The sequence below is a fragment of the Gluconacetobacter entanii genome (genome assembly GCF_013155425.1).
Taxonomy (GTDB): domain Bacteria; phylum Pseudomonadota; class Alphaproteobacteria; order Acetobacterales; family Acetobacteraceae; genus Novacetimonas; species Novacetimonas entanii.
This window is the reverse complement of record NZ_JABJWD010000167.1, coordinates 1-10,749: the sequence shown is the minus strand read 5'-3', so window position 1 is coordinate 10,749 and position 10,749 is coordinate 1. Positions and strand designations below refer to the sequence as shown.

Genomic DNA, 10,749 nt, shown 5'->3' with positions numbered 1-10,749 from the left:
ATATGATGGGGCCTGAAACATGCCGTTTTGTGACACCCCATGCCCGGGACACATGTTTTCACGAACCCATTGTCCATGCCGGTGTTGCGTATGGAATATCTGGATGCAGGGAATATGACTGATGAATGCAGCAGATGACGGCGTGCCCGATACGCGGGAGGTGCATGCCACATCGCGTCTTGGCTGGCTGCGGGCCGCCGTACTGGGGGCGAATGACGGCATCCTGTCAACGTCCAGCCTCATCATCGGTGTGGCAAGCGCCCATGCGACACGGGGGAGCATATTGCTGGCCGGTATCTCCAGCCTGGTGGCAGGCGCAATGTCCATGGCTGCGGGCGAATATGTGTCCGTCAGTTCACAGGCAGATTCGGAAAAAGCCGACCTGGCGCGGGAAAAAAGGGAACTGGGCAGCAGTTGGGATGCCGAAGTGGGCGAACTTGCCGGTATTTACCGGAAGCGTGGTCTTGATAACCTTCTGGCGCGCAGGGTTGCCGTTGCGCTGATGAAACATGATGCGCTGGGCGCCCATGCCCGCGATGAACTTGGCATTTCCGAAGAAACGGCAGCGCGCCCGGTCCAGGCTGCCCTTGCCTCCGCGTGTGCCTTTGCATCAGGGGCCATGCTGCCCGTGCTGGGCGCCACACTTTCCCCGTCGGGCCTGGTGCCGTGGACGGTTTCGGTCGTTTCCCTGCTGGGACTTGCCATTCTGGGATGTGTTGGCGCGCGTGCCGGAGGTGCGGCCCCCCTACGCCCGGCATTGCGGGTCATATTCTGGGGCGTGATGGCCATGGTGATCACCGCAGGCATTGGCAGGATATTTGGCGTTCAGGGATAATGTCGCGAAAACAGTTGAGCGGATATGCCCCTGCCTTTTACCTGTGCAGCGAACGCCCGACCGGTCAGCCCCGCTGGTGCGTATCCATTTTGCGCATGATGGCGGCCAGTTCAGTCTTGCGTGCGGCAGATGCCTGTAATTCATAACCCGACAGCAATGTCCCTGCCATCATCCTGCCGGGCGTGGTGATCGGTGATGATGCCGTTATCGGGACGGGCAGTGTCGTCACACAGGATGTACCGTCCGGTTTAACGGTCACGGACAATCCAGCGCGGCCTCTGCATGCAGGCCGAGGCCTGCGTTTCTCCGTCTGCCTGATCTGCCCAGGTCATATGATAATGGTCCCGCACCCTACTTTCCCGCCGGAAAAGAAAACATCCCGGGATGGTTGAACAGGCTACCGGTAATGGCCGCATAGAGGATCGTTTTTCCATCAATGCTTTCCGGCCCACCGCCAATGTTGAACCAGGTCAGTTCCTCTTTCGGGCTGTTATCGCGGGTTTCAAAACGCAGGCCATAGATTGCGGTCTTGTCAAAGAGCACGGCCAACTGATGGTTGGCGCAATCATGTTTCCTGCATGCCAGCAGCACCGTATAGGGCCTGCCATCCATGGTGACGGGAACGGCCTCTGATTCGGTGGCGTTGCGCAGCCAGTCTGGCTTTGGGGTCTTGCCAAACATCGCATCGAGCTGCTTTGCCCAGACGGGATCCTTCAGATAGGTGCTGAAGGTTACCGGATCGGCATTTGCTGCCGTACCTGTCATGACAAGGGCCAGCAGGCCGCCGAGCAGTATACCGGGTTTCATGACCGTCCCTCCTGTCACTGTGCCGCGCAATCGGCGCGACTGTCCGCCACCGCCGAACGCCATAGCGAGAACGCGACCGCGATGACGGCAGGGCCGATAAACAGTCCCAGCAGGCCGCAGGCATGCAGGCCCCCCAATATGGCGGTCAGGACGGCAAGGAACGGGATTTTCGTATTTCCGCTGATCAGTTTGGGCCGTACGAAATGGTCGCCAAAGAAATAGGCAATGCCCCCGACAAGCCCGACAATCAGCGCAGACGTCCCGCCGCTTGCGGCAAAAGTGGTCGCGGCGGCCAGCGCCAGAATGACGGGACCGCAAAAGGGCACGATGCTGACGATGGCGGTTACCAGCATGAACAGTGCGGGGTGAGGGGTACCGGCCACGAAATAGCCGATCCCGATAATCGCACCTTCGCCCATCCCGACCAGGACAAGGCCCGCGACGGTACCACGCACCGACCCCACGATGTTGTCGATGGCATCGGTTGCCCGGCGGCCGAGGAATTTCTTGCCCACTGCGCGGATGTCACCAATCAGGCTTTCGGCGGACACCAGAAAGAAATAGACCGACAGGACCGCGATCATGAAGGTCTCGGCAATTTCCATCAGGCGGTGGGTCAGCGTTTTTCCATCGGCGGTGGCGAATGTGTGCGAAACCGTGCCCAGCCAGTTGCGCAGTTCATCGGGGTCGGACAGGTATTTGCGCCACAGGGGGACGATCTTTGACCCCGCCCCCGGCAGGTCCTCCACCTGTCGGGGCACCGCAATGCCTGTCTGTGAGGCGGACTTGGCCCAGTCATACAGTGACGGCAGGTCACCCACGGCCTTTGCCACCATGGCCACGAGGGGCACCGCAAGCAGCGCGAAAATCCCGATGCTGATGATCAGTGACGCCACCATGTTGCCGCATCCGCGCCGACGCAGGATCTGGTAAAGCGGGAAGGCCGTGATCGACAGGATGATGCCCCAGACGAACGCACCGAGGAAGGACTGCTCGATATACAGCGACGCCATGATGACAAGGCAGACAAAGATACCTGTGGCGACATACTGGACCCGCGACGTATTTCCCATGAATCATGGTTTCCTGATATTTCGGCAAGGACGGCAATATATGGTGGATATGATTACCATATCCCCAATAGCCTGTTTCTGGATAGCCTGTCGGCAAAGACGACAATAAAAGTTTCCCGATGTCGTCTTTTGTCAGGAGTGCGGTTTTCTTCGGAGGTTTCCCCAACAGGCGTCACCAGAAACCTGGGATGGGGGGACGCCCTCTCCACAGCGAAATAATGCCGGTGGAGAGGGGAAGCGGTGTCCTACGCCTCCAGATCCCCGCGGCCGACGGCGATATAGGTGAAGCCGGCAGCCTTTGCCTCATCCGGTACATAGATGTTGCGCAGATCGACCAGGACGGGCGTGCGCATCAGGCCATGGATTTTCTTCAGGTCCAGCGCGCGCAGGGACTCCCACTCCGTGACGATGGCCACGGCGTCGGCACCGGCGACCGCCTGGTACGGGTCCTGGAAATAGGTCACGTCACCCAAAACATCGCGGGCCTGCTCCATCCCGGCGGGGTCGAACGCATGCACCCGCCCCCCTGCATCACGCAGTGTCTGGATGATGGCGATGGAGGGGGCGTCGCGCATGTCATCCGTGCGCGGCTTGAAGGTCAGGCCGAGCACCGCGATGACACGGTCACGGATTTCCCCGCCACACGCGGCGATGATCCTGCGTCCCATCCGGCGCTTGCGCCGTTCATTGACATCGGCCACCGCCTCCACAATGCGACTGGGAACGTCATAGTCCTGCCCGGTCTTGATCAGCGCGCGGACATCCTTGGGGAAACATGATCCGCCAAATCCCGGCCCGGCATGCAGGAATTTCGGCCCGATCCGCTTGTCGAGGCCCATGCCGCGCGCAACGTCCTGCACGTTGGCCCCGGTCTTTTCACAGATATCGGCGATTTCGTTGATGAACGTGATCTTGGTCGCCAGAAACGCATTCGCCGCGTATTTCGTCAGTTCGGACGTGCGGCGGTCGGTGAACAGCAGCGGCGCCTGGTTGAGGAACAGGGGGCGATAGACCGCGGCCATGACTTCACGCGCGCGGTCGTCCTCCACGCCCACGACGATACGGTCGGGGATCTTGAAATCCCCGATCGCAGCACCCTCGCGCAGGAATTCCGGATTGGACGCCACGGAGAACGCCGCCTCCGGACGCAGCGAGCGCACAAGGCGCTCCACCTCGTCACTGGTGCCGACCGGAACCGTGGATTTCGTCACGATGACCGCATAGCCGTCGAGATTTTGCGCAATCTCGCGCGTGACTTCATAGACGAAGGTCAGGTCCGCATGCCCGTCCTCGGGACGGGAGGGGGTGCCCACGGCGATGAAAATCACCTCCGCATCCTTCATGCCGACCGCGAGGTCATGCTCGAACGACAGGCGGCCTTCCGCCACGTTGCGGGCCGTCAGTTCCGCAAGGCCGGGTTCGTAGATGGGCATGCGTCCCGCGCGCAGTCCCTCCACACGATGCAGATCCCGGTCGATGCAACGGACCTCATGGCCAAAATCGGCAAGGCACGCGCCCGATACCAGACCCACGTAACCTGCCCCGATGACGGCAATCTTCATCCGCTGTCAGTCCCTTCCAATCGCGTTTCGCAGGCTTAAACAGCACGGAGGCCGCCTTCTGACAAGGGGAGGGCGGGTTGCCCGCAAGGGCGCAATTTTCCGTAACATCGTGTGTTCGCTCTTCCCGAACGCATGGGCCCCGCCCGCGTTATGTGCCCATGCCGCCTGCCACCGCCATCGCAAGGGAAAGTCGCGCGCCCATGAACCATGCCCTCAACCTGCTGGGCAACATGCTGTTCGGCCTCATTGGCCTCGTCATCGCCGGAATTGTGATGGTCGAGGGGTTCATGGCGGCCATGCTCGATACCATCGGCATCCATGGGCAGGTGCAGCGCGTCGTGCTGACGCTCGTGCTCGTGGCGCTCATCATCGCGGCGTTCCGGGTCTTCGGCCGTGCTTTCGGGCTTCTGGCCGCGGTTTTCCTGACCCTGCTGCTGCTACAGGCGCTGTTTGGCGATCCTGCGGATGGCGACCGGATCCACGCGCGCCATCACGCCGAAGCGTCGAGTGCGGCCTGGAGGATATAGGCCGCCGCCAGTTTGTCGACCACCTGTTCGCGCCGCTGCCGGGTCATGTCCACGTCCTGTATCAGCATGCGGTTCACCGCGGACGAGGACAGGCGTTCGTCCCACATCGCCGCGGGCAGGCCCACCTGCTGCGACAGGTTCATCATCCAGTCGCGCGCGGCCTGCGCCGCAGGGCCGAAGCTGCCATCCAGCGAAAGCGGCAGCCCGCCCACCAGTCCGCCGACATCGTGTTTTCGTGCCAGTTCCGCGATCTCCGCCGCGACAAGCGACAGCTTGCGCCGCCGCACGGTGGTGCAGGGTGAGGCCAGCATGAGCGAGACATCCGACAGCGCGATCCCGATCGTCTTCTGCCCGGGATCGATTCCCATCAGGCGTTGTCCGGGCCGCAGGGCGGATCGCAGTTCGGGTATGTTGAACAGGGGCATGGTCTGGGGCTATTGTCCTTCGCGTTCCTGCTTGCAGGGTATTCTTGTCCCGTCACGATGGAAAGTTATTGCTTCATGTCGCTTGATCCCGCGACCGTCCGCCGAATTGCCCGGCTGGCACGGATTGGTATTGACGAATCCGACCTGCAGTCCCTGCAAGGGGACCTGAACGGCATCCTCGGCTGGATCGAACAGCTCAACGAGGTCAATGTCGATGGCGTCGCCCCCATGGTGGGGACCGAAACGGCGGTCCTGCGCATGCGTGAGGACATCGTGACGGATGGAAACATGCGTGACGCCGTTCTGTCCAACGCCACCGATACGGCTGGCCCCTATTATACTGTGCCGAAGGTGGTTGAATAATGCTGACCGAACTGACAATCGCCGCGGCGCACGATGGGTTGCGACGGCGCGAATTCTCCGCCGCTGAACTGGTGGGCGCGCATGTTGATGCGATCGGGCGGCTCAACGGACGGCTCAACGCCTTCATTACCGTGACCTCCGAACAGGCGCTGGCGGCTGCGAAGCGCGCCGATGACCTGCTGGCAGGGAATGAGGCCCCGGTCCTGACGGGTATCCCGCTGGGGATCAAGGACCTGTTCTGCACCAATGGCGTGCGCACCACCGCCGCCAGCCGGATGCTGGAAAATTTTGTGCCCCCGTATGAAAGCACGGTGACGGCGAACCTGCTGCGCGATGGCGCGGTGTTCGTGGGCAAGACGAACCTCGACGAATTCGCCATGGGGTCGGCCAACATCACGTCGGCCTTCGGCAAGGTCGAAAACCCGTGGAAGCGTGAAGGCGATCCGCAGGCCGCCCTTGTTCCCGGTGGCTCCTCGGGCGGGTCGGCAGCAGCCGTTGCGGCGGGGCTTGCCATGGGGGCGACCGGCACCGATACGGGGGGCTCCATCCGCCAGCCTGCCGCCTATTGCGGGATTGTCGGGCTGAAGCCGACCTATGGCCGGTGCAGCCGCTGGGGCACCATTGCGTTCGCCAGTTCGCTCGACCAGGCGGGACCGATGGCCCGCACGGTGGAGGATTGCGCCATCATGCTGCAGTCCATGGCGGGGTTTGATCCCAAGGACAGCACCAGCGTCGATCATCCGCTTGATGACTATCGCGCTGCCTGTTCCTCCAGCCTCAAGGGCATGCGCGTCGGTATCCCGCGTGAATACCGCGTGGAAGGCATGCCCGCCGAAATCGAGGCCTCGTGGCAGAAAGGGATCGAATGGCTGCGCGATGCGGGGTGCGAGATCGTCGATGTTTCGCTGCCGCATACGAAATACGGGCTTGCGACCTACTACATCGTCGCCCCGGCGGAATGTTCGTCCAACCTCGCCCGGTATGACGGCGTGCGTTTCGGACGCCGGGTGGAGGCGCCGACGCTCGATGAAATGTATGAAAAGACCCGTCGGGAAGGGTTTGGCACCGAAGTGCGCCGCCGCATCATGATCGGGACCTACGTCCTGTCCGCGGGTTATTACGATGCCTATTACCTCAAGGCGCAGAAAGTGCGTTCCCTGATCCGTCGTGATTTCACAGAAGCCTTTGAGAAGGTTGACGTATTGTTGACACCGACTGCGCCTTCCCCGGCCTTTGCACAGGGTGAGACGACGGACGATCCGGTCCAGATGTACCTCAATGACGTGTTCACCGTTCCCGCCAGCATGGCCGGCATGCCCGCCATGTCGCTGCCGGTGGGTCTGAGCGAGCGCAGGCTGCCGCTGGGGCTGCAACTGATCGGGCGTCCCTTTGATGAAAAAAGCGTGCTGGCGGCGGGTCATGCGCTTGAACGGGCGGCGGGCTTCACGCACCGTCCCACCATCCGTGCGGAGGGCGTGTGATGTCCTACCTGATCGAAGGCAAGACCGGAACGTGGGAAATTGTCGTAGGCCTTGAGGTCCACGCGCAGGTCATCAGCAAGTCGAAGCTGTTTTCCGGAGCCTCGGCCACCTATGGCGGGGAGGCGAACACCCATGTCAGCCTGGTGGATGCGGGTTTCCCCGGCATGCTGCCGGTCATCAACCGTGAATGCGTGGCGCAGGCCGTGCGCACGGGACTGGGCCTGAAGGCGCGCATCAACCTGCAGAGCCGTTTTGACCGGAAGAACTACTTCTACGCCGACCTGCCCACCGGATACCAGATCAGCCAGTTCACCCATCCCATCGTGGGGGAGGGGACGGTCGAGATCGAACTGTCCGACGGAACAGTACGCCATATCGGGATCACGCGCCTGCATCTGGAGCAGGATGCAGGCAAGTCGATGCATGACCAGGACCCGACCCGTTCCTTCATCGACCTGAACCGCGCGGGTGTGGCGCTGATGGAAATCGTCAGCGAACCGGACATCCGCTCGCCCGAGGAAGCGGGTGCCTACCTGCGCAAGCTGCGCATGATCCTGCGTTACCTCGGCACCTGCGATGGCAACATGGAGGAAGGCTCCATGCGTGCGGACGTGAACGTGTCCGTGCGCAAGAAGGACGAACCCTTCCGCACGCGCTGCGAGATCAAGAACGTCAATTCGATCCGCTATGTCATGCATGCGATCGAGGTCGAGGCCACGCGGCAGGTGGAAATCTGGGAATCGGGCGGCACGGTTGATCAGGAAACGCGCCTGTTCGATCCGTCGCGTAACGAGACCCGGTCCCTGCGCAGCAAGGAAGACGCCCACGACTACCGCTATTTCCCCGATCCAGACCTGCTTCCGCTGGTGATCGAGGAGGAGTGGGTGCGCGATCTGGAAAAGGGCCTGCCGGAACTGCCGGATGACAAGCGCGACCGCTTTGAAAAGGAATACAAGATCCCGCATTACGACGCCAGCGTGCTGGTGGCGGAGCAGGCGATCGCGGATTATTACGAGACCGTGGCCCGTGGGCGTGACGGGCGACTGGCGGCCAACTGGGTCACTGGCGACCTGTTCGCGGCGCTGAACAAAACGGGGCGCAATATCGGCGACAGCCCGATTTCGGCGGCGGCCCTTGGCGGGATGCTGGACCTCGTTGCAGACGGGACGATCAACGGCAAGATCGCCAAGGAAGTGTTCGAGGACATGCTGGAGACGGGCGACAGCGCCGCCGACATTGTCGAGCGCAAGGGCCTGAAGCAGGTGACGGACACGGGGGCCATCGACAGGGTCGTGGCCGACATCATGGCCAAACATGCCGACAAGGTTGAGGAATATCGCGGTGGCAAGGACCGTCTGTTCGGGTTTTTCGTCGGCCAGGTCATGAAAGCGATGGCCGGAAAGGCCAATCCGGCCCTCGTGAACGAGGCGCTGAAAAAGGTTTTGTAAAAACTGGATATTTTTTTCGTATGAACGTTTGACGGCGCTGCTGGAACACGCTACAAGCAGCGCTGCAAACGCCGTGTAGAAATATACGCTTTTCCCCGGCGGAGGGGTGGCCGAGAGGCTGAAGGCGGCGGTTTGCTAAATCGCTGAACGGGGTAACTCGTTCCGTGGGTTCGAATCCCATCCCCTCCGCCAATTTCCCCTGACATACAGTGACAACGGTTGACAATCTTTAGGGATTTCTGCCGTTTTGTCGCCTTCTGGTCTGCCATGCGATGACATGGAGAGACGCCGAAGGACGGATACGATGGGGGTATATATGGGGGTATCTCTCTGCATGCATGGGGGTATCCATGCTGACGGATGCCGCGATCCGGCGTGCAAAGCCAAAAACCTTACAAGCCGCCCCCTCTGACCAAAAAGCAGAGGATGTTCTAGGCTCAGGACCTATTAATTTAGGGGCTGGCATAGGTAAGGATTATTTGGAACGATTCACGCAGGCAGTTTAGCCCATTGAATGAGGATTTTCAGGAGTTTTGCAGGCGAGCGGATGTTGAAGCGCCACTCGCACTCGGCCAGGAAGAGATGGAAGTCCTTGCCTGGTATTCCATTGTATCGCCGCAGATGCCGTTTCGCCTGGCTCCAGAAATTCTCGATGCCATTGATATGGTTTCTGCCCAAGGCAAGATGCCTGCTGTGATCGATGCGTTCGTGATGAAATTCCGAGACATCCAGTTTGTCGTAAGCGTGCCAGGAATCGCTGTAGACGTTTGAATCCGGCTGCACTTTCTTTCGAATGATCGACATCAGCGTCTGATGTCCGGCATTGGGGATCATGACGGCATGGACGCGGCCATGCCGTTTCAGCAGGCCAAAGACAGCCACTTTTCCGGCAGCACCCCGGCCCCGTTTTCCTTTGCGATGTCCACCGAAATAGCTCTCATCGACTTCGATTTCACCTGAGACCGGTGCCTCATGAGCAATCTGTTCCGCGATGATCTCTCGCAATTTCCGGTAATACAGGGTCGCTGTATTGCGATTGACGCCGACAAGTTCGGCAGCGCTCCGGGCGGGCGTTCCCGCCACGAAGTGCTCCAGAAGGCGCTTTTGGATGCTGACAGGCAGCCGGCTGCGACGACGTGCTTTCATACAACATATCAAGCCTCTGTTGGCTTACCTATGCCAGCCCCTTAATTTATTGAACTGAGCGAGACGTTGTGATTCACAGGCTTACCGCTGGAGGTGAGGCTGTGAATGAGGTATTTTTGCGATCTGAGAGCCAGATGGAGCGGACTGAGCCATTTTTTTCCTCTGGCGCACGGAGTGCCACGCGTGGATGACCGGCGTGTTCTGAGCGGGATCGTTTATGTGATCCGCAACGGCCTTCAGTGGAAAGACGTCCCGAAAGCGTATGGTCCGCACAAGACTTTGTATAATCGCTTCATCCGGTGGAGCCGCCTGGGTGTCTTTGACCGGATCTTCGTCGCCCTGACAGAACAGGCTGGCCGTTCGAAGCGCCTGATGATCGATGCGACACATCTCAAAGCGCACCGGACATCGGCGTCACTGCTCAAAAAAGGGCTTTTCCCCGCCATATCGGGCAGACAAAAGGCGGCCTGAACTCAAAACTCCATGCCGTGTGCGATGGTCAGGGTCGGCCTGTTCGCCTGCATCTGATAGCAGATCAGGTCAGTAACTTCAAAGCCGCAGACGTGCTGCTGGCAGATCTCTCCGACGAGACAGAAGAAGTCATCGGGCACAGAGGCTATGACAGCAACCGGATCAGGTTATCGCTTGCAGAACGCAATATCACTGCCTGTATTCCCCCGAAAAAGAACCGGAAATCAAAGCCGCCTTACAACTGGCATCTGTATAAGAAGCGCCATCTGATCGAAAACATGTTCGCAAAACTGAAAGACTGGCGGCGTGTTGCGACCAGATACGACGACCGCTGTGCTCATACATTCATGTCTGCAATCCACATCGCAGCAATGTAGCGCGCCAACAGGATTGGAACCGCGGGACACATAGTTTGGAACCCCATAGAACGCATTCTTAGAGGGTTCTGAGAGGTCAATCAGACCTCTTTTTTTATGTCCTCTTGGTCAGGCATAGGGTCTGCTGGTTCGACAGGTGGGGCGGGATAGGATGGCAGCGGCTCAAACTGCCGTGGCGGCCGACCCGCATTGGCATCCAGTTCGTGGACCAGAAGCCGGGCGGCGATCGCCTGC

Annotated in this window: 10 protein-coding genes, 1 tRNA gene and 1 pseudogene; 7 read left to right on the top strand and 5 right to left on the bottom strand. The window is 60.3% G+C overall.

Annotated elements, in window-relative coordinates:
- The first annotated feature begins 121 nt into the window (after positions 1–121).
- Positions 122–835, top strand: a complete 714-nt coding sequence (locus HNH97_RS17310) for a VIT1/CCC1 transporter family protein (RefSeq protein WP_110914219.1) — start codon at positions 122–124, stop codon at positions 833–835.
- Positions 836–1,186: 351 nt separating this feature from the next.
- On the opposite strand, the gene HNH97_RS17300 is transcribed toward HNH97_RS17310, so the two are convergent.
- The 3 genes from HNH97_RS17300 to HNH97_RS17290 all read right to left on the bottom strand — a co-directional run bounded on the left by HNH97_RS17300 (position 1,187) and on the right by HNH97_RS17290 (position 4,277).
- Positions 1,187–1,600, bottom strand: a complete 414-nt coding sequence (locus HNH97_RS17300; RefSeq protein WP_171791704.1) for an Ivy family c-type lysozyme inhibitor — start codon at positions 1,598–1,600, stop codon at positions 1,187–1,189.
- Positions 1,601–1,656: 56 nt separating this feature from the next.
- The gene (locus HNH97_RS17295; RefSeq protein WP_171791703.1) at positions 1,657–2,715 is read right to left on the bottom strand and encodes an AI-2E family transporter; all 1,059 of its coding nucleotides are present in this window, start codon (positions 2,713–2,715) and stop codon (positions 1,657–1,659) included.
- 245 nt (positions 2,716–2,960) lie between these two features.
- On the bottom strand, positions 2,961–4,277 hold the full coding sequence (locus HNH97_RS17290; RefSeq protein ID WP_110914222.1) for a UDP-glucose dehydrogenase family protein: 1,317 nt from the start codon (positions 4,275–4,277) through the stop codon (positions 2,961–2,963).
- 200 nt (positions 4,278–4,477) lie between these two features.
- Between HNH97_RS17290 and HNH97_RS17285 the strand changes: the two genes are divergently transcribed.
- On the top strand, positions 4,478–4,804 hold the full coding sequence (locus HNH97_RS17285; protein ID WP_171791702.1) for a hypothetical protein: 327 nt from the start codon (positions 4,478–4,480) through the stop codon (positions 4,802–4,804).
- Here the strand turns inward: HNH97_RS17285 and ruvX are convergent.
- Positions 4,768–5,229, bottom strand: a complete 462-nt coding sequence (gene ruvX / locus HNH97_RS17280; RefSeq protein ID WP_110914224.1) for a Holliday junction resolvase RuvX — start codon at positions 5,227–5,229, stop codon at positions 4,768–4,770. The two genes, HNH97_RS17285 and ruvX, sit on opposite strands and share 37 nt — an antisense overlap.
- A gap of 75 nt (positions 5,230–5,304) precedes the next feature.
- Between ruvX and gatC the strand changes: the two genes are divergently transcribed.
- From gatC to HNH97_RS17260, 4 genes are all read left to right on the top strand, one after another.
- Positions 5,305–5,592: an Asp-tRNA(Asn)/Glu-tRNA(Gln) amidotransferase subunit GatC gene (gatC, locus tag HNH97_RS17275; protein ID WP_110914238.1), complete on the top strand. Its 288-nt coding sequence runs from the start codon at positions 5,305–5,307 to the stop codon at positions 5,590–5,592.
- Positions 5,592–7,073, top strand: a complete 1,482-nt coding sequence (gatA, locus tag HNH97_RS17270) for an Asp-tRNA(Asn)/Glu-tRNA(Gln) amidotransferase subunit GatA (protein ID WP_171791701.1) — start codon at positions 5,592–5,594, stop codon at positions 7,071–7,073. Before gatC ends, gatA begins: the two co-directional genes overlap by 1 nt.
- On the top strand, positions 7,073–8,521 hold the full coding sequence (gatB, locus tag HNH97_RS17265) for an Asp-tRNA(Asn)/Glu-tRNA(Gln) amidotransferase subunit GatB (RefSeq protein WP_171791700.1): 1,449 nt from the start codon (positions 7,073–7,075) through the stop codon (positions 8,519–8,521). The genes gatA and gatB overlap by 1 nt, the downstream gene beginning before the upstream one ends.
- Positions 8,522–8,621: 100 nt before the next feature.
- A tRNA-Ser gene (locus HNH97_RS17260) sits at positions 8,622–8,713 on the top strand.
- Between the two features lie 297 nt (positions 8,714–9,010).
- Here HNH97_RS17260 and HNH97_RS17255 read toward each other — a convergent pair.
- The gene (locus HNH97_RS17255; protein WP_171791699.1) at positions 9,011–9,667 is read right to left on the bottom strand and encodes an IS1595 family transposase; all 657 of its coding nucleotides are present in this window, start codon (positions 9,665–9,667) and stop codon (positions 9,011–9,013) included.
- Between the two features lie 101 nt (positions 9,668–9,768).
- Between HNH97_RS17255 and HNH97_RS17250 the strand changes: the two are divergent.
- A pseudogene (locus HNH97_RS17250) lies at positions 9,769–10,515 on the top strand (IS5 family transposase).
- The last annotated feature ends 234 nt before the right edge of the window (positions 10,516–10,749 follow it).

Excerpts from the sequence above, each read along its gene's own strand:
- HNH97_RS17310 (WP_110914219.1), top strand. The coding sequence starts at position 122 with ATGAATGCAGCAGATGACGGCGTGCCCGATACGCGGGAGGTGCATGCC.
- HNH97_RS17285 (WP_171791702.1), top strand. The coding sequence starts at position 4,478 with ATGAACCATGCCCTCAACCTGCTGGGCAACATGCTGTTCGGCCTCATT.
- HNH97_RS17300 (WP_171791704.1), bottom strand. The coding sequence starts at position 1,600 with ATGACAGGTACGGCAGCAAATGCCGATCCGGTAACCTTCAGCACCTAT.
- gatA (WP_171791701.1), top strand. The coding sequence starts at position 5,592 with ATGCTGACCGAACTGACAATCGCCGCGGCGCACGATGGGTTGCGACGG.
- gatC (WP_110914238.1), top strand. The coding sequence starts at position 5,305 with ATGTCGCTTGATCCCGCGACCGTCCGCCGAATTGCCCGGCTGGCACGG.
- HNH97_RS17290 (WP_110914222.1), bottom strand. The coding sequence starts at position 4,277 with ATGAAGATTGCCGTCATCGGGGCAGGTTACGTGGGTCTGGTATCGGGC.
- ruvX (WP_110914224.1), bottom strand. The coding sequence starts at position 5,229 with ATGCCCCTGTTCAACATACCCGAACTGCGATCCGCCCTGCGGCCCGGA.
- HNH97_RS17255 (WP_171791699.1), bottom strand. The coding sequence starts at position 9,667 with ATGAAAGCACGTCGTCGCAGCCGGCTGCCTGTCAGCATCCAAAAGCGC.
- HNH97_RS17295 (WP_171791703.1), bottom strand. The coding sequence starts at position 2,715 with ATGGGAAATACGTCGCGGGTCCAGTATGTCGCCACAGGTATCTTTGTC.
- gatB (WP_171791700.1), top strand. The coding sequence starts at position 7,073 with ATGTCCTACCTGATCGAAGGCAAGACCGGAACGTGGGAAATTGTCGTA.